General features: G+C 71.8%; 12 protein-coding genes. 2 read left to right on the forward strand and 10 right to left on the reverse strand.

Features of this window, described 5'->3' with window-relative positions; translation table 11 throughout:
- Positions 1-66: 66 nt before the first annotated feature.
- Positions 67-2,856: a BTAD domain-containing putative transcriptional regulator gene (locus ACQEVC_RS41420; protein ID WP_432889365.1), complete on the forward strand. Its 2,790-nt coding sequence runs from the start codon at positions 67-69 to the stop codon at positions 2,854-2,856.
- 211 nt (positions 2,857-3,067) lie between these two features.
- On the opposite strand, the gene ACQEVC_RS41425 is transcribed toward ACQEVC_RS41420, so the two are convergent.
- The 7 genes from ACQEVC_RS41425 to ACQEVC_RS41455 all read right to left on the reverse strand — a co-directional run bounded on the left by ACQEVC_RS41425 (position 3,068) and on the right by ACQEVC_RS41455 (position 11,400).
- Positions 3,068-3,604, reverse strand: a complete 537-nt coding sequence (locus tag ACQEVC_RS41425) for an amphi-Trp domain-containing protein (protein ID WP_432889367.1) — start codon at positions 3,602-3,604, stop codon at positions 3,068-3,070.
- Positions 3,605-3,663: 59 nt separating this feature from the next.
- Positions 3,664-5,562, reverse strand: coding sequence for a GH39 family glycosyl hydrolase (locus ACQEVC_RS41430; RefSeq protein ID WP_432889369.1), 1,899 nt, complete (start codon positions 5,560-5,562; stop codon positions 3,664-3,666).
- A gap of 103 nt (positions 5,563-5,665) precedes the next feature.
- Positions 5,666-7,255: a glucoamylase family protein gene (locus ACQEVC_RS41435; RefSeq protein WP_432889371.1), complete on the reverse strand. Its 1,590-nt coding sequence runs from the start codon at positions 7,253-7,255 to the stop codon at positions 5,666-5,668.
- 22 nt (positions 7,256-7,277) lie between these two features.
- Positions 7,278-8,183 (reverse strand): carbohydrate ABC transporter permease, encoded by a 906-nt coding sequence (locus ACQEVC_RS41440; RefSeq protein WP_432889373.1) that lies wholly within the window; start codon positions 8,181-8,183, stop codon positions 7,278-7,280.
- The gene (locus ACQEVC_RS41445) at positions 8,180-9,115 is read right to left on the reverse strand and encodes a carbohydrate ABC transporter permease (protein ID WP_432889375.1); all 936 of its coding nucleotides are present in this window, start codon (positions 9,113-9,115) and stop codon (positions 8,180-8,182) included. Before ACQEVC_RS41445 ends, ACQEVC_RS41440 begins: the two co-directional genes overlap by 4 nt.
- Before the next feature lies 1 nt (position 9,116).
- Positions 9,117-10,379 (reverse strand): sugar ABC transporter substrate-binding protein, encoded by a 1,263-nt coding sequence (locus ACQEVC_RS41450; RefSeq protein ID WP_432889377.1) that lies wholly within the window; start codon positions 10,377-10,379, stop codon positions 9,117-9,119.
- Position 10,380: 1 nt separating this feature from the next.
- Positions 10,381-11,400, reverse strand: coding sequence for a LacI family DNA-binding transcriptional regulator (locus ACQEVC_RS41455; protein WP_432889378.1), 1,020 nt, complete (start codon positions 11,398-11,400; stop codon positions 10,381-10,383).
- Between the two features lie 256 nt (positions 11,401-11,656).
- Between ACQEVC_RS41455 and ACQEVC_RS41460 the strand changes: the two genes are divergently transcribed.
- Positions 11,657-12,673 carry an NAD(+)/NADH kinase gene (locus tag ACQEVC_RS41460; protein WP_432889380.1) on the forward strand — a complete coding sequence of 339 codons (1,017 nt, stop codon included), beginning with the start codon at positions 11,657-11,659 and terminating at the stop codon, positions 12,671-12,673.
- 150 nt (positions 12,674-12,823) lie between these two features.
- Here ACQEVC_RS41460 and ACQEVC_RS41465 read toward each other — a convergent pair whose 3' ends face one another.
- The 3 genes from ACQEVC_RS41465 to ACQEVC_RS41475 form a co-directional block, all read right to left on the reverse strand.
- Positions 12,824-13,582, reverse strand: coding sequence for a hypothetical protein (locus ACQEVC_RS41465; protein ID WP_432889382.1), 759 nt, complete (start codon positions 13,580-13,582; stop codon positions 12,824-12,826).
- 161 nt (positions 13,583-13,743) lie between these two features.
- On the reverse strand, positions 13,744-15,183 hold the full coding sequence (locus tag ACQEVC_RS41470; protein ID WP_432889384.1) for a hypothetical protein: 1,440 nt from the start codon (positions 15,181-15,183) through the stop codon (positions 13,744-13,746).
- A gap of 213 nt (positions 15,184-15,396) precedes the next feature.
- A complete protein-coding gene (locus ACQEVC_RS41475; protein WP_432889386.1) occupies positions 15,397-17,289 on the reverse strand; it encodes a CocE/NonD family hydrolase in 1,893 nt (630 codons plus the stop codon).
- Positions 17,290-17,335 lie beyond the last annotated feature (46 nt).

Consider the following 17,335-nt stretch of genomic DNA (forward strand, 5'->3'; position numbering starts at 1 on the left):
AAGCTACGTATTCCGGATTGCCGGCCGATGTGTCAGCCTATCGGAGACGCGGGGGCGGAGAGGGCGATGACCAACGGGGTGGAATTCGGGCTGCTCGGGCCCATCGACGTACGGGTGGCCGGCCGGTCGGTACCGGTCCGATCGCCGAAGTGCCGGGCGCTGCTGGCGACGCTGCTACTGGAACCGGGCCGGCTCGTCTCGGTCGGACGGCTGACCGAGGCGATCTGGAGCAACCGGCAGCCGGACAACCCACGGCGGGCCGCACAGTTGTACGTCACCCGGCTGCGCGCCCTGCTCGACGAGGCGGGCTCGCCGCCGCTGATCGCCACCGGCTCCGACGGCTACCTGATCGAGGTCGGCACCGATCTGGTGGACCTCGGGCGGTTCCGGCACTGGCTGCTGGCGGCCGACCGGGCCGCCGGGCGGTCCGATCTGGATGGCGAGTCGACCGCGCTGCATGCCGCGCTGCGGCAGTGGCGCGGTGACCCGCTCTCCGACGTACCGTCCGACCTGCTGCACCGGGAGAGCGTTCCCGGTCTGCGTGAACAGCGACTCCGTACGCTGGAGCGACGGATCGACGTGGACCTGCGGCTCGGCCGGCACGCCGAACTCGTCGAGGAGTTGCGCGGGCTGACCGCCCAGGACCCGCTGCGCGAGCGGCTCTGGCTGCAACTGGTCACCGCACTGCACCGCAGCGGGCGCCGGGCGGAGGCCCTGGACGCCTACCACGAGGGCTGCCGGCACCTGGCCGAGGAACTCGGGCTCGACCCGGGCGAGGAGTTCCAGCGGCTGCACGCCCAGGTGCTCGGCGGCACCCTGACGGCATCCACCGAGGCGGTCGGGCTGCCGCCGGTACCCCGGCAACTGCCGCCGGAGGTCTCCGGCTTCGCCGGCCGGGACAGCGAGGTGGCCCGGCTGCGCACCCTGCTCGACACCCACGACCTCCGCCCCGGTGGCGCACCGGGTGTCGTGGTCCTGAACGGTACGGCCGGGGTCGGCAAGACCGCGCTGGCGCTGCACTGGTCCCGGCGGGTCGCGGAGCACTTCCCCGACGGCCAGCTCTGGGTGAACCTGCGCGGCTACGACGACCGCGCCAGGGTGACCCCGGAGCACGCGTTGACGCTGTTCCTCCGTGCGCTCGGGCTGCCCGCCGCAGAGATCCCCGCCGACCTCGACGGGCAGACCGGGCTGTACCGGTCGCTGATGGACGGTCGCCGGATGCTGGTCGTACTCGACAACGCGGGCGACGCCGAGCAGGTCCGGCCGCTGCTGCCCGGCGGGACCGGGTGTTTCGTGCTGGTCACCAGCCGCAGCGAGCTGTCCGCGCTGGTGGTGACCGAGGGAGCCCGGACGGTCCGGCTGGACCCGCTCACCGCGTACCAGGCCCGGCAGATGCTCGGCTCGCGGCTCGGGCGACGGCGGATCGACGCCGAACCCGGGGCGGTGCACCGGATCGTCGACGCGTGCGGCCGGCTGCCCCTGGCGCTGGCCATCGTCGCCGCCCGGGCCGCCGCCCGCCCCGCCTTCGCACTGGCGGAACTGGACCGGCAACTCGCCGACAGTGAGGGCGGGCTGGACAGGTTCGCCAGCCCGGACACGGCCGTCGACGTACGGGCGGTCTTCTCCTGGTCGTACCGGACCCTCAGCGCGCCGGCCGCCCGGCTCTTCCGGCGGCTCGGTCTGCATCCGACCCCGGAGCTGTCCGCCCCGGCCGCAGCGACCCTGGTCCGGGGCGACGCGGCGCGGATCCGGACCCTGATCGACGAACTCGCCGCCGCGCACCTGGTCAGCGAGCACACGCCTGGCCGGTTCGTGGTGCACGACCTGCTGCACACCTACGCCGCCGAACTCACCGCCGAACAGGACACGCCACGGTTGCGGGCCGCCAGCCAACGCCGGCTGGTCGACTGGTTGACCCGCAGCGCCCTGCAGGCCCGGCCGCTGCTCCAGCCGAGCGAGTCCGAGGTGAGGGTGCCGGGACCTCCCCGGGACGTCACGCCGATGACCTTCTCCGGCGAGCGGCAGGCCCGGCAGTGGTACGAGACCGAGCGGCACAACCTGATCGCCGCCGTGGAGCTGGCGCAGGCCCAGGGCTTCGACGACCTCTGCTGGCGCCTCGCCTACGCCGGCTGGGTCCACCTGCACCTGACCCGTGCCTGGGGTGACCTGATCCGCACCCACCGGGCCGGACTCGGCGCGGCCGAGCGCACCGGTGACCCGATCGGCCAGGCGCACATGCTCAGTGGGATCGGCACCGCCTACCGGTCGACCCGGCAGACCGCGCTGGCGGTGCAGACGCACCGGCGGGCCCTGGAGATCTTCCGGGAGATGGCCGACCCGGCGGGCATCGCGACGGTACTGAGCAACCTCGGCGCCGCGTACCGGGATGCCGGCGAGCACCACCGCTCGCTGCGGTGCAGCCGGCAGGCGTACGCGCTGGAACGGGCGCACGGCGAGACCGGAAACATGTCGATCTCGCTCTACCAGATCGCGCTGACCCTGACCGTCGCCGGCCGGCCGGCCGAGGCGGTACCGGTGATCACGGAATCGCTGGAGATCTTCCGGTCGCTCGGCCACCGTCGGGGTGAGGCCCGCGCGTTGCAGGCCGCCGCGACCGCGCACAGCCAACTGGGCCGGCACGACGCGGCGATCGACCACTACCGGCGGGCGGCCGAGATCTACCGGGACCTCGACGACCGCTGGTACCAGGCGGCCACCCTGCACCGGCTCGGCGACGCGCTGCGGACGGCCGGGCGCAGCGGGGACGGCCGGGCGGTCTGGCGGCAGGCCCTCGCCGTCTACGAGGAACTCGGCGCACCGGACGCCGGGGTCCTCCGCGCCAAGCTCCGGGAGTGACCGCACCGCCGAGCCCGGGGCCCGGACTTCCGAACACCGGCCGGAGGGGCTCCCGGAGGTCGACGGCCAACAGCCCGGCGCCGCCATGCCGGCCGCCCCAGGTAGCACTTCGGTCAGTTTCCGGCCGGAATCCCGGTGGGCCGGGGCGCAAGGGTGGGCCGGCCCCCGGAACCGCCGGCTGGCCCACCCGTCACCTGTCCTGACCGGACGGTCATGCCGCTCCGGCGGGCCGTCCCTCGCTGGTCGGCTCGTCGGTGCCGGACGGCTCCGCTCCGGTGGTGGTGGTCGGGCTGGCGGGCTGGCCGGTCTCCGCCACCGGCTCCGCAGACTTCACCGGCTCGGCGTCCGCCGCCTCCGCGGACTTCACCGGCTCCGCGGACTTCACCGGCTCGGCGTCCGCCGGTGCGCCGTCCGCCGCCGGCTCGTCGCCCGGCTCGGTGGCCGACGCCTCGGTCGACTCCTCTTCCTCGTCCTCTACCTCGTCCTCTTCTTCGTCCTCTTCCTCGTCGTCCTCGTCCTCGGCGCTGGCGGCGGCGGTGGGATCCGTCCAGGAGAACTCGATCTCGACGGAGATCTCCGCGCCGTCGCGCTCGATCTCCAGCTCACACTCGACCTGGTCGGTGACGGTGACCGCACCGGCCGCGCCGTAGAAGATCTTTCCCTCCGAATCGAGCTGGTGGGCCAACTGGCGCAGCCAGCCCGCCAGGTCCGCCCGCGACACCGAACGCTCGTCCTCGTAGATTTCCATGGCCGCCATGCTCGCACTCCACACAGGACCGGCCTCGGCTGGGTCCGGTGGGTGGACGGCTACGGTGCCGGTTCGAGACGGAGGAACGACACCCCGGGCATCGGCAGCGGAAAGTCGACGGTGCAGCCGCCGTCGACCACCGGCACCACCTGCTCCGGCCGGTACTCGTCCAGGGTGTCCCGGGCGCGCAGCAGCTCCCACTGCTCGCCGGTCGGCCAGTCGCCGCCGTCGAGGTCCTGCCAGACCCGGCGGATGTTGGAGTGTTCCCGGTCGACCCGCCAGTGGCGTACCCGGTAGCTGCCGGCGTCCAGCCCGCGCAGCTCGACCCGGACGTCGCGGTCCAACCGCCGGTCCCCACCGGCCTTGGACTGGTCGAGCGTGCCGTTCCAGACCAGTACCGTCACCGTGCCGTCGTCGCCCCGGGCCGCCCACGCCTCGACCAGACTCTCCGCCCCGTCTCCGGTCAGCGTGGCCGGCAACTCGTGCTCGCCGAGCCGGTCGGCCAGGGCCAGCGCCCAGAACCGGGGCTTGCGCAGGTTGCCGACGGTCAGCAGGCCGAAGCCGCCGTGGAAGAGCCGGGACGGGCGGCCCAGCTCCTCGAAGTGGTCGGAGGCGACCCAGTGGGCCAGCGCGTCCACCCGGTTGGCCGCCGAACGCATGCCGCGCAGCAGGAAGGTGGCGGCGAAGACCTCGTCGCCGACCGGGTTGAAGTGGGTCGGTGTCACCCCCCACTCGGTCCACAGGATGCCCAGGTCCGGCCGGCCGTACCGGGCGCAGAGCGGGCGGAAGTCCAGCGGCGGGCCGCCGTAGGTGTGCGTGGAGACGAAGTCGATCGGCGCACCGGAGGCGTCGACGTGGTCGAGCAACTCACCCACCCAGCCGGCGGCGGCCGAGGCCGGGCCGCCGACCGTGAGCCCCGGGTCGACCTCCCGGACCGCCCGGACGGTCACCTCGTAGAGCCGCAGGAACTCGGCCCGGGTACCGGACCAGAAGACCTCCAGGTTCGCCTCGTTCCACACCTCGAAAGGCCAGTGCCGCACCTCCTCCCGGCCGTACCGGTCGATCAGGTGGCTGACCAGGGCACGGATCAGCTCGGCCCAGCGCTGCCAGTCCCGGGGCGGGGACACGACCGCCCCGTACGCGAAAACGGTCTTCGACGGGTCGCTGGCGAGATCCCGTGGCATGAACGACAGCTCGACCACCGGACGCAGGTCGAGACTCAGCAGCTTGTCGTAGACCTCGTCCACCCCGCTGAAGTCGTGCACCGGCGCACCGTCGACCTCCCGGTACACGCCGAGATCGTCGCAGAGGATGGCGTGCGCCCGTACGCTGCCGACGCCCAGTTCGGTACGCATGATCCGCAGCGCCTCGGCAAGGTCCGCCCCGATCGGCTGCCCGCCGGTCGTCTCCGCGCTGAGCAGGTGGCTCAGGTGCTCGGAGCCGACCATCGGGCGCCATGGGCGGTGCACCGGCCGGGTCGGGCCGGACGCCTCGACCATCACCCGCACCAGCGGCTCCGCTCCGGTGACGGCCGGACCGTCCCCACCCGCGCCCGGAACGGTATCGGGCAGCGCCGCCACCCGGACCGGCTCCGACAGCACCCCGGGCAGGTCGACGTCGCGCAGTGCCGCCACGGCGTACTCGTAGGGGCGGCCGGGCTCGCCGGTGGTGTCCGCGTACGGCGGATGGGGCACCGCCAGCACGTCGCCGCCGTGATGGTCCAGCGGCGTCGGTGGCGCGTCCCCGGTCGACCGGTACACCTGGTAGCCGATCGCCTCCGGCACCGGTGTCCAGTCGAGGGTGACCTGTCCCCGGCCCGACCTCGCCATCAGGGCGGTCGGAGCGTCGAGGGTGAGTGGTCCGTCGTCGGCGCCACCGGTCCGGCGCCGCCCGATCCGCCCCTGCCAGTCCGCCCGGGCCCGCTCCGCGTTCTCGGTGCTGGTCGTCTCTTCGCTCATCAGGCTCCTTTGGTGGACACCCCGTCCTTCAGGCCGGGAAGGAAACGGAACCCCGCGCGCCACGGTGAGGCTCCCTCGTCTGGCTGTTCTGCGCGATCCAGGGTCACTGCCGGGCCGGTACGGAGAACTCCTCCAGCCGCATCACCGGCCGCAGCAGCCGCTCCGCCCCGCCCCGGGTGAACTGTCGGCGGAGCACGTCGTCGCCGAGCAGGTTGCCCAGCGCGCCCAGCACCATGCCCTGGTCGAGCGCGAGATACCGCTTGGCGACGGTGCCGCTGCGCACCGCCACCGAGTCGTAGTAGCCGCCGGGGCCGTAGATGTCGAAGTCCTGGCGCAGCTTCGCCAGTTCGGTCTGCGCCTCGGCCGGCGCGTACTGCAGGGCCAGGAAGACCGCGTGCGGGGTGACCACCCCGTCGCCGTACGCCGCCGGTTCCGGCTGGGCGGGACGGTCGGGACAGCCCTCGAACCCGTAGTCGACGCTGGTCCGCTCCTGGTCACTGGTGTAGCCGGGGGTGTCCAGCCCCATCGCGTCCACGCCGTACTCGCGGTATCCGCCGGCCGGGTCGGAGGCGGGCGAGAAGCCCCAGTGGCCGTACTTCGCGTCGTCGAGGCCGTGCGCGATCTGGCCGCGCACGTACACCGGGTGGTTGCGCGCCCAACTGTCCGGCCCCCACCGGGTCTCCGGCACGAAGATGTCCGGCATGAACGCCTCGAACATGTCCCCGCCCCAGGACGGTACGAACTGGAGGCCCCGGTAGCGGTAGGCCCCCTCGAAGACCCGCACCCCGGCGTACTCCCGGTATCCGCCGACCGGCTTCATCTCCTGCCAGGACCAGTCGCAGGTGTCGGGGAAGGTCCGCCACGGGCCGAAGTAGTGCGCCGGGGGCACCTGGCCACGGGCGATCGCGACGTAGCTGATCATGCGGGTCTCGCTGTTGAAGGCACCGTAGGTGTGGCAGGTGTAGTGCACGTCCGGTCCCCGGCCACGGTAGTTGCCCGGCAGCGAGCAGCCCGGCGGCGGCTCGACCCAGAAGCCGCCCCGCATCAGCCCGACCGGCACGTCGGCGCCGAGCGCCTGCCGGTCGTAGTAGAACCCGAAGTCCATCGCGTTCAGCAGCGGGTCGGCCTTGCGGCGCAGTTGCGGCAGCGCGTTGTGCACGACCACCAGCGCGGTCGCCAGCCAGGCGTTGTCCACGCTGGAGGCGAACGGGTGCACGGGCGTGCCGTCGACCGGCCAGGTGCGCAGCAGTTCCAGGGTCGCCGGGTCGTACCAGTTGAAGAACATGCCGGAGTCGGCGTGCCGGTCGAGCCGGGCCAGCGAGTCCAGGGCGGCCCCGACCCGGCGGACCAGCTCCCGCTCACCGATCAGCCTCAGCTCGCGCGCCACCAGCGCCGACCAGAGGTACGCGCCGATGTTGGTCGGCGAGGTGTACTTGGCCCGGCTGCCGATGGCGAGGTCGCCGTCGATGTTGTCGGCGGGCAGTCCGGTACCCGGGTCGGTCATCGCCACCATCGAGCGCCAGGTGTCGGCCGCCCAGCGGAATGCGGTGGCCCGGTCGACGGCTCCGGCCGGAGAGCCGGCCGGCACGGCCGACTCCGTCGGTGCGGCGGGCGCGGCAGTGGCGACGCCGGCCGGCAGGGTCAGGGCGAGGGTGAGGGTCGCCGTCAGGGCGACCCGGAGGGGACGGATCATGGGGGTTACCTCCGGAGGTACGTCACTTCAGTCCGGTGGTCGCGATGCCGCGCACGAAGTGCCGCTGCAACACGAGGAAGACGATCACCACGGGCAGCACCACCACGACCGAGCCGGCGAGCAGCAGCCCGAACTTGGTCTGGTTCTGCCCGACGCTGTAGAGCGCCAGCGCGACCGGCAGCGTGTACTTGTCCTCGGTGGTGGCCACCACCAGTGGCCAGATGAAGCTGTTCCAGTTGGCGAGGAAGGTGAGGATGCCGAGCGCGGCCAGCGCCGGCCGGCAGAGCGGCAGCACGATCCGGACGAAGATTCGCAGCTCGCTCGCGCCGTCGACCCGGGCGGACTCGACCAGTTCGTCGGGGATGGAGAACATGAACTGGCGCATCAGGAACGCGCCCAGCGCCCCGGCCAGGAACGGCAGCACCAGCGCGGCGTAGGTGTTGGTCAGCCCGAGGTTGGCGACCAGCACGAAGAGCGGCACGAAGGTCACCATGCTGGGCACCATCACCGAGCTGAGTACCAGCCCGAACAGTGCCCGGCGGCCCGGAAAGCGCAGCTTGGTCAGCGCGTAGCCGACGGCCGAGCAGAACACCAGGTTGCCGAGGGTGACCAGGGTGGCCACCAGGGCCGAGTTGAAGAAGTAGGTCGGGAAGTCGAGCCGGCCGAACAGCTCCCGGTAGTTCGCCAGGGTGAACTGCTCCGGCCACCAGGTCGGCGGGACGAGCCGGATCTCGGCCTCCGGCTTGAACGACGACAGCAGCATCCAGAGGAACGGGCCGACCATGGCGAGCAGGCCCGCCACCAGCACCACGTGCAGGACGGCCGAGGCCACCCGGTCGCGACGGCGACGTACCGGCCGGGCGGGACCGCCGGCCGGTACCGGCGGTACGGCCACCGCCGGGCGCGGACTCGTCACCGGGGCGGTCACCGCGGCACCTCCTCGGCAGAGCGGAGCAGCCGGAACCAGAGGATCGACAGCAGCACGATCGCCAGGAACAGCACGTAGCTCATCGCCGAGGCGTAGCCGTAGTTGCCGAAGCCGAACTGGTTGTAGATGTGGTACGAGACCGAGAGCGTCGAGTTGAGCGGACCGCCCCGGGTCATCACCAGCGGCTCCTCGAAGAACTGTAGGTAGCCGATGGTCCCGATCACCCCGACGAAGAGCAGCGTGGGGCGCAGCGACGGCAGTGTCACGTACCGGAACTGCTGCCATCCGGTGGCCCCGTCGATCCGGGCGGCCTCGTAGAGGTGCTGCGGGATCGCCTGCAACCCGGCCAGGAAGATCACCATCTGGTAGCCGAGGTTACGCCAGGCCGCCATCACGATCAGCGACGGCAGGGCCAGGTCGGTCCGGCCCAGCCAGTTCGGCCCGTCCAGCCCGGCCAGCCGGAGCAGGCTGTCGACCAGCCCGGAGTCCGGCTGGAGCAGAAATCGCCAGACCACGGCGACCGCCACGATGCTGGTCACCACCGGCAGGTAGTAGCCGACCCGGAAGACCGTACGGAACCGGGTCAGCCCCGAGTTGAGCCCGAGCGCCGCCGCCAGTCCAGCCACCATGGTCAGCGGTACGCCGAACAGTACGAAGATCGCGGTGTTCACCGCGGCCCGGACGAAGAGTTCGTCACCGAAGAGCCGGGTGTAGTTGCGCAGCCCGACGATGTTGACCGCGAACGGGTTCCGGACGTCGGCGCTGCGCAGGTCGGTGAAGCTCATCAGCAGCGAGGCGAGCACCGGACCGGCCAGGAAGACCACGAACAGCGCGGTGAACGGCAGGGCGAAGCCCCAGCCGACCGCCGCCCGGCGCAGCCGCGGACCGAGACGTCCGCGCCGGGTGCCCGCGTCGGGGGCGACGGCGGTCATCTCAGACCCCGGTGCCGATCGAGGTCGCCCGCTGCTGCATCGCCTTGGCCGCGTCCGCCGGCTCCGCGCCGGCCTTGGCCATCTTCTCCACCTCGCCGTCGATCGCCGCCGCGATCTGCTCCCAGGTGGCGATCGCCGGTGGCGACTTGGCGTCCTCCAACTGCTTGCCGAAGGTGGAGAGCAGCGGGTCGCCGCGCAGCGCCGGGTCGTCCCAGCCCTTCTTGACCGCCGGCAGGTCGCGGACCGTCTGGTACCACTTGGTCTGCACGTCCGGCCGGCTCAGATAGCCGACGAACTTCCACGCACCGTCGCGGTTCTTCGCGTCGGAGAAGACCGCCAGGTCACCGCCGCCGACGAAGGAGGTGGCCGACTGCCGGCCCGGCATCTGCCAGAGCTGGAACTTCCCCGCGCCGCCCTGCTCCTCGAGTACCCCGATGTGCCAGGGGCCGGAGGGGAAAGCCCCGATCTCACCGGCGAGGAAGGCCGGTTCGAGCGCGCCCTGCGCGAGGTCCTTCGGGGCGAGCCCCTCGTCGAAGAACGACTTGTAGAACCCGTACGCCTCGACGGCCTGGGGGCTGTCGAGGGTGAAACCGTCGCCGGTGGCCACGTCGCCGCCGTTGGACCAGACGAACGGCATGATGCTCTGCCAGGAACCGATGGCCGAACCCGGCGGTAACAGGTTGACGCCCCACTTCGCGCCGCCCCTCGACTTCAGCGCGGCGATCGCGGACTTGAACTCCTGCCAGGTCTTCGGCGGGGCGGTGATCCCGGCCCGGGCGGCGACGGCGGAGTTCACGTAGAAGAGCCGGGTCTCGACGTACCAGGGCACGCCGTAGGAGGTGCCGTCGACGACCGTGGTGTTCCAGGCCCCCTCGAAGAAGTCCTCTTTTTTGATCAGCTCACCCGGTGTCGGGTCCAGCCCGCCGGTCTTGGCGAACTCGCCCATCCAGGTGGTGCCGATCAGGCTGAGGTCCGGGGTCTGCTTTCCGGCGATGGCGGTGGCGAGCTTCTCGTGCGCGCCGTCCCACGGAATCGGCGTCACCGTCACCTTCGCGTCCGGGTTCTCCCGCATGAAGTCCGCGGCGAGGACGGAGAGCTTCTCCCCTTCGGTGCCCATCGCCCAGACCGTGATGTCGCCGCTCGCCTTGCCCTCCGCGACGGGCGCGGCCGCCTCCTCGCCGGCACCGGTGTCCCGGCCGCAGCCGGTCACCGCGACCATCGCCGCGAGCACCACGGCGGCACCCGCCCGTCTCCATGTCCTCATCTCAGACCTCCGTCTCGGCGCCATGTGGACCGCAGCTCGACCGCACGACGAGCCGGGTCGGGAGAACCTCTCGACGCACCGCTGTTTGGCTGCCGGCCATCCGGTCCTGCAGCCACCGGGCCGCGGTCGCGCCCAACTTCCGCATCGGCTGGTGCACGGTGGTGAGCCCGGCGTAGCGCGCGGCCATCACGTCGTCCCACCCGGTGATCGCGACGTCGCCGGGAACGGTCAGCCCCAGCTCCGCGGCCGCCGCCAGGGCTCCGAGCGCCACCTCGTCGTTCGCGCAGACCAGCGCCTCCGGACGGGACGGTCCCGCGAGTACCCGCCGGGCGGCCCGGTGCCCGGCGTCCACGTCGAAGGCACAGCGCACCGGCGCCTTCGGCGGGGTGTGCCCGGCGTCGGCGAGTGCCGCCCGGAACGCCGCGTACCGGTCGGTCACGTCCGGCGAGGAGTCCGGGTCGCCCAGGTAGCCGAAGCGCCGGTAGCCGTGTCCGAGCAGGTGCTCGACCAGCCGCCGGGCGCTGCTGTCGTTGTCGGCGGTGATGGTGTCCAGGGCGCCGACGGCCGCCCTGGCCAGCAGCACGGTCGGGACGCCGGTCTCCGCCACCTGCGCGACGATCCCGTCGGCAACCGTCCGGCCCATCACGACCATCCCGTCCACCCGGCGGGCCAGTTCGAGCACCTTGCGCGCAGGGTCGGGTCGACCGTGCGTAGCCAGGATGAGCACGCTGTTGCCCAGCTCGGCGGCGACCTCCTCGTAGCCGAGCACCACCTCGGAGTAGTACGGGCCGGACAGGTCGGGGAAGACGATGCCGTTCGCCGCGTGCCGCCCCTCGGCCAGGGACTGCCCGAGCCGGCTGGGCCGGAACTGCAACTCCTCCACCGCCGCCAGCACCCTGCGGCGGGTCTCCGGTGCGACGTAGTCGGTGCCGCGCAGCGCTCGGGAGACGGTGGCGATCGAGACGCCGACGTGCTGGGCGACCTCGTAGATGGTCGCCTGTCGTCGATCCTGCACCGCCATCGTCCACTCCCACTTCGGGCCAAATCAGTCCGGAAGCGCTTACAGAATCCGGAGCGGCGGACCGCTTCCGGAAGCGCTTACAGTGGCCCCAGCCTGACCCCGTGCGGCAGCACTGTCAAGCCGAGCGGGGCGACCGCGACACGGGGCGGTCCGGCCTGGACGACCACGTTCGTGATAGGCAGTGGCCGGGACCGCGACCGGATCGTTCACCGCCCGAGGGCCGGTGGCGTGGAGGCCAGGCAGGAGACGAGAGAGCATGACGGGTCAGCGGATCGGCTTGGTGGTGCACGAGGGCCGGGCGGCGGCGGTGGCGGCGGCCGGGGCGGTCCGGCGCTGGGCGGCCGACCACTCCATCGGGGTCAGCGACATCGACGTCTGGGAGCCGTCCTGGGGGCAGCGGCAACGTCGCAACGCGGGCGACGAGGCCGAGGCCGCCGGCCATCCGGCGCTGGTGGTGACGATCGGCGGGGACGGGACCTTTCTGCGGGGCGCTCGGATCGCCGCCAAGGACGGCGTACCCGTGCTCGGCATCAACGTCGGCCGGGTGGGCTTCCTGACCGAGATCGAACCCACCGAGATCGACATGGCGCTGGACGCGTTCTTCGCCGGCCGGGTACAGCTCGACGAGCGGCTGATGCTGACGCTCTGTGCCTCCCGGCCGCTGGAGATCCCGGGCGGGATGGAGGCGCTGCTCCGCTACGGGCGCGGGCCGCTGCTGCCGCCGCCCCCGCCACTGCCCCGCAGCGCCGAACCGGTCGGCCAGCCGGGCGTGGCGCTGGACGTCACCGCGCTGAACGACATCGTCCTGGAGAAGCTGGCCCGCGACCGGCAGGCCAGCCTCGGGGTGTACCTGGACGACACCCTCTTCGCGTCCTACTCGGCCGACGCCCTCGTGGTGGCCAGCCCGACCGGCTCCACCGCCTACAACTTCGCGGCCGGCGGCCCGATCCTCTCCCCCCGGCTCGGCGCGCTGGTCTTCACCCCGGTCGCCCCGCACATGGTCTTCAACCGCAGCCTGGTGATGGCCGCCGACGAGGCGGTGACGGTACGCGTCCTCGACCGGTCCGGCCAGGTGGCGGTCAGCGTGGACGGGCAGCTTCGTGGCGTACTCGATCCCGGGGACTGGGTGACGGTGCTGCCGGCGCGTGAACCGGCCCGCCTGGTCCGGCTGCGCCCGTCCCGGTTCTACTCCCGGTTGCGTGAACGGTTCTCCCTCGCCGACGCGCCCGCGGCGGTGGCCGACAGCCGACGGCCTGACCAGGCCGACGGCTGAACGCCCGCCCCGACCCGCCGACCAGGGCCTGCGTCGCCGACGAGTGGCACGGTGACGAGTACCGCTCGGCCGACCACAGTGGCGTCGTCGTCGCCGTCGAGTCTCGCGTTGGCGGAGGTACGCCCTGGAATCGATCCGCGAGGTCGTCTCTCACCGCCGTCGGAGCTGTGCGCGGAGGCCGACGGCGAGGTAGGAGAGGGACAAGGCGAGGCCGACAATGCAGACGAGAGCCGCGATCGCGAGGAGTGCGAGCTCGCTGTCGTGGAACCTTGGCACCTCCCGGTAGTAGCCCGGGCTGACCTCGACCATGACATAGTCGTCGTCGAACATGCGGAAGATCGTCACGACGATCCAGACGCAGCCGGCCGCCGCGAAGGGCAACACCCACCGCCAGAACCGCCAGCCGCGGATCACCTCGCCGGTGTCAAGGGCGTCCGGGCGGTGCTCGAGCAGCGTGGCCGCAACCACGTGTGCCTCGACGGTCAAGCCGTTGAATTGGATCGTCGAGCCGTCGTCGAACCTGACGGTGCAACGGAAGTCCCAGCCGTTGCGGGGAAACCGCCCGGGGTGGCTCAGACGATGGATGCGGGTGATTCGCTGCCAGGTCCAGGCGCGTCGCCCGCTCTTCGTAGCATGCGCGATGCCGTGTTCGTGGATCTCGAACGACTCGCTGGGTCCGCCACGCACCGCCGCGGTCGCTTGCACCGCGGCCGCGAGGAACCCAACCGTGACCCCGACCAGAAGCAGGCCGGCAAGCCGGCCCCCCGCGTTGCTCCAGACCGGATGCAGGACCAGCAGGACCAACAGCGCCGTGGAGACGAGCCCGACCATCGCGCCCTGCGTGGCGATGACCCAGCGCCGCCGGTTGCGGACCGGATGCCTACTCGCGAGAGCACCGAGGTCATCCACGCACGAAGTATATGAGGGCGTGCTGTTCCGACGGGCGGTTGTGTCTGCTCCGGACAGCGGCCCGGCCCGCCTGTTCAGGCCACCGTCGACTTCTTGTCGCCGTCGACGACAAGGTCGCTACGGCGGCGGTCAGGCCCTGGCACCGACTTCGACGCGCGCCCCTAGTAGCGGCTGGGGTCGCCGCCGTTCGGGGTGTACACGGGCGGCGAGTGCCCGTGTTGCGGCTGGTGCGGGGGCTGCTGCGGTTCGAACATGTTCACGGTGGGCTCGGGCTGCTCGACCGGCTCGAACATGTTCGCCGCCGGCTCCGGCTGCTCGACCGGTCCGAACATGTTCGCCGCCGGCTCCGGCTGCTCGACCGGTCCGAACATGTGCACCGCCGGCTCCGGCTGCTCGACCGGCTCGCGCCGCTCCGGCTGCTCGGGCTGCTCGACCGGTTCCGCGGCCACCTCGGCCGGACCCCGGTTGGCCTCCTGGCGCACCGCCACCATCTGGTATTCACCGGTCTCTCCGGTGATCGCGGCGGCCGCCATCACCGCGGCGGCAGCCCGGTCGGCCAGCCGCTTCGCCTCGCGCTGCGTCCGGGCCCGCACCTCGGCCGCCTGCCGCTCGGCCTGCTCCGCCGCCCGGCGAGCCTCGTCCAGCCGGTTGAGTTCGGCGGTCAGGTCCTGGCGGACCTCGCCGAGCCGCTGCTGGAGCTGGGCGAACTCCTGCTCCGCGGTGGCACCCTCCTGGCGGGACTGTGCCAGCCGCTGCTGCGCGGTCTCCTGCGCGGCCTGTAGCTGGCTGAGTGACTGCTGCCGCGTCTCGATCTCCTCCTGGAGCGCCGCGAGCTGCTGCTGGTGCGCGGTGGCCTGCTCGTCCGCCCGGCGCCGCAGTTCGGAGGCGTACTGCTGGGCCTCCGACCGCAGGTTCGCGTTCTCCTCCTCGACCTGCTTCTGCGCCCGGGTCAGCTCCGCCTCGGTGGTGTTGCGCAGCTCGGCCAGCTCCCGCTCCACGTTGGCCTGCCACTGGCCCAGCTCCTGCTGGGTACGCGCCCGGGCGGCCTCGATCTCCTGCTGGATCTGGTTGCGCGCCGCTTCCAGCATCGACTCGGCCTGGGCCTGGGCCCGCTCGGCCTGTTGGGCGCTCCGCTCGCTGACCCGCTGCGCCTCCTGCTCGGCGCGCTCCCGGCCGGCCTCACCCTCGGCCACCAGCTTCTCGGCCTGCTCGCGGGCGTCGGCGAGGACCCGCTCCGCCTCGTTCTGATGCTCGGTCGCCCGCTGGGCGGCGGCGTCGACGATCACTCCGGCCTGCTTCTCGGCCAGTGCCATGATCTGGTCGACCATCGGACCCAGGTCGCGGAACGACGCCCGGTCCACCTGCGGCGGCCGGTCCCGCAGCTCGGTCAACTCGGCCTGCACCTGCTGGAGATGGACGGTCAGCCCCTGGATGTGGCTGAACGCCTGCTCACGTTCGGAGACCAGTTTCGAGAGTTCGTGGGCCGTCTGCGCCACATACTGCTCCACCTGCCGCTTGTCGTAACCGCGCAGCGTGGTCTCGAAGCTGGGCCGCGAAGTCTTGTCCTCGTGCAGGTCGAACAGCTCCTGGCCTTGGGACATGCGCCATCCTCCATATGGTCGCGAGCCCGGTGCCGGCGTCCGGGGCACACGCCGCAGGGGTAGGGCTCAACCGGCGGATCATACACCTGACGGCGGCCCGGCGGGGTGGCCCGGCCGAGCCGTACCGGCGCCCCGGGCGGGGACGGCCGGCGAGCACCGTGGAACTGTCCCGGTGCCCCGCCGGCCGTCTCCGACAGCCGGCGGGGCGTACGGTCACAGCCCGGCCGCGTACCCGGCGCGGGTACCACCGACGATCGGCAGCACGATCCGGCTGTTCTTCAGCGCCAGGTCGATGGTGGCCCGGTTCGGGTCGGCCTGGCTGGAGTACTGCGGGTAGCTGCTGACGATGATCACACCGATCCGGTGACCCGGCTGGAAGACGTAGTCCTCCGGCAGCAGCGGGAAGTCGAAGTCGTAGAGCTTGCCGGGGACCAGCGGGGTCGCCGTGCGGATCGACTTCCGGTTCTGTGCGTCCAGGATGCCCTTGGTGACCAGTTCGAGGTCGGCGGTGGCCACCCGCTTCTGGGTCTGCTTGTAGCACCCGTCGTCGGTCGGGCTGGTCTCACCCCAGCAGTCCTGGGTCTCCAGGGTGATGATGCCCTCCCCGGAGGCCCGGTGCGCCACCCGCTCGGCGGTGCCGTAGTCGACCAGGATCGCCCCGAAGTTGGTGTCGGTCTTGTCGGCGGAGGCCCGCAGCTTCACCACCGGCGTACCGGAGATGTGCAGCGGGGCGCGCAGCGGCTCCGACAGGTACGCCAGCCGGCTCGGCTGGACGGTATCCGGGTTGTTGATCATCGCGTCCTGGCGCTGCGCCGGGTCGTCGGCGAAGGTCTGGGTGGTCGGCTTCCACACCGGCCTCAGTTTGAGGCCGCCCGCACCGCCGGTGCCGGGCTGGAGGAAGACCTCGGTCTCGCGGGTCCCCGGGATCGGCCAGTCGGCGTGCGTCTCCCAGACGTCGGCGGAGCGCTCCAGGTCGACCCGGGGCTCGTCCATGATCCCGTTCCGCACCCGGTGCAGCCAGAAGTCGAACCAGCGGTGCAGAGTGTCCACCCAGACCGCCCGGCGCGAGTCGAACGGGTCAACGTGCCCCTCCTGGGAGAGCCACAGCTTGCGCGGCACCCGGTGCTCGGCGAGTTCGTACCAGAACTTGCTGAAGTGGTCCGGCCGGACGTTGTCGTCGTTGAGCCCGTGGTAGAGCAGCACGCTGGCCTTGATCTTGTCGACGTTCCGGACATAGCTGCGCTCGGTCCAGAACGCCGAGTAGTCGCCGGTCTCGTCACCGTCGGCGGCGCCCAGCGCGTCCCGGACCGGCTTGCAGTAGTCCCGGCGGTCCGGGTTGGTCACCGTGTTGGCCAGCGACGACACATAGCTGTTGCCTCGGGTGATCACCCCGTTGCTGCGGGTGTAGTCGTAGTACTCGGCCGGGCCGCTGATCGGCACGATGGTGGTCAGGCCCTTCACCCCGGTCACCGCCGTCGCCATCGCCAGCGAGCCGTCGTACGACTTGCCGACCATGCCGGTACGGCCGTTGTGCCAGTCGGCCCTGACGACCTTCCCGGCCGCGTTCCGTGCGGTGGCCCGGCCGTTCAACCAGTCGATCGCCTGCTTGGCGCTCAGGTTGTCCGGGGTGCCGTTGGTGGTCGGGCAGCCGGTGGAGTTGTTGGTGCCGACCATGTCCAGCAGGATCACCGCGTAGCCGCGCGGGACGAAGTAGTTGTCGTAGAAGAGCGGCCACCGGTCGAGCAGGCCGTCACCGTCCAGGTCGGCCTTGCACTCGGACTCGTTGCCCCGGCAGACGGTCGAGTAGTACGGGCTGGCGTCCATCACGACCGGCACCTTGAGCCCGTCGGCCGTGGCCCTGGGTCGCATCACGTCGAACGCGATGATGTCGCGCTTGCCGTCGTTGTCGCTGTCGAACGTCGAGTCGACGAAGAGCCGTTCCCGGATCGCGTCGGCGTACCCGAACACCGGCTGGGTCACGCCGTCGCGTACCACGATCGACGGTCCCCGGTGGGCGAACGCCGGTGGCGCGGTGCCCAGCACGGCCACCGCCGCCATCGGAAGCACCGCGAGTCCGACCCGCCAGATCCTACTGATCCGACCCATGCACACTCCTTTTTCGCCGGTCAGGGGCGTGCGTAGGTTACGGGCG

Source organism: Plantactinospora sp. CA-294935 (genome assembly GCF_050936445.1).
Taxonomy (GTDB): domain Bacteria; phylum Actinomycetota; class Actinomycetes; order Mycobacteriales; family Micromonosporaceae; genus Plantactinospora.

Coding starts and splice junctions, on each gene's coding strand:
- ACQEVC_RS41455 (WP_432889378.1), bottom strand. CDS start 11,400: ATGGCGGTGCAGGATCGACGACAGGCGACCATCTACGAGGTCGCCCAG.
- ACQEVC_RS41475 (WP_432889386.1), bottom strand. CDS start 17,289: ATGGGTCGGATCAGTAGGATCTGGCGGGTCGGACTCGCGGTGCTTCCG.
- ACQEVC_RS41445 (WP_432889375.1), bottom strand. CDS start 9,115: ATGACCGCCGTCGCCCCCGACGCGGGCACCCGGCGCGGACGTCTCGGT.
- ACQEVC_RS41420 (WP_432889365.1), top strand. CDS start 67: ATGACCAACGGGGTGGAATTCGGGCTGCTCGGGCCCATCGACGTACGG.
- ACQEVC_RS41460 (WP_432889380.1), top strand. CDS start 11,657: ATGACGGGTCAGCGGATCGGCTTGGTGGTGCACGAGGGCCGGGCGGCG.
- ACQEVC_RS41435 (WP_432889371.1), bottom strand. CDS start 7,255: ATGATCCGTCCCCTCCGGGTCGCCCTGACGGCGACCCTCACCCTCGCC.
- ACQEVC_RS41470 (WP_432889384.1), bottom strand. CDS start 15,183: ATGTCCCAAGGCCAGGAGCTGTTCGACCTGCACGAGGACAAGACTTCG.
- ACQEVC_RS41425 (WP_432889367.1), bottom strand. CDS start 3,604: ATGGAAATCTACGAGGACGAGCGTTCGGTGTCGCGGGCGGACCTGGCG.
- ACQEVC_RS41430 (WP_432889369.1), bottom strand. CDS start 5,562: ATGAGCGAAGAGACGACCAGCACCGAGAACGCGGAGCGGGCCCGGGCG.
- ACQEVC_RS41450 (WP_432889377.1), bottom strand. CDS start 10,379: ATGAGGACATGGAGACGGGCGGGTGCCGCCGTGGTGCTCGCGGCGATG.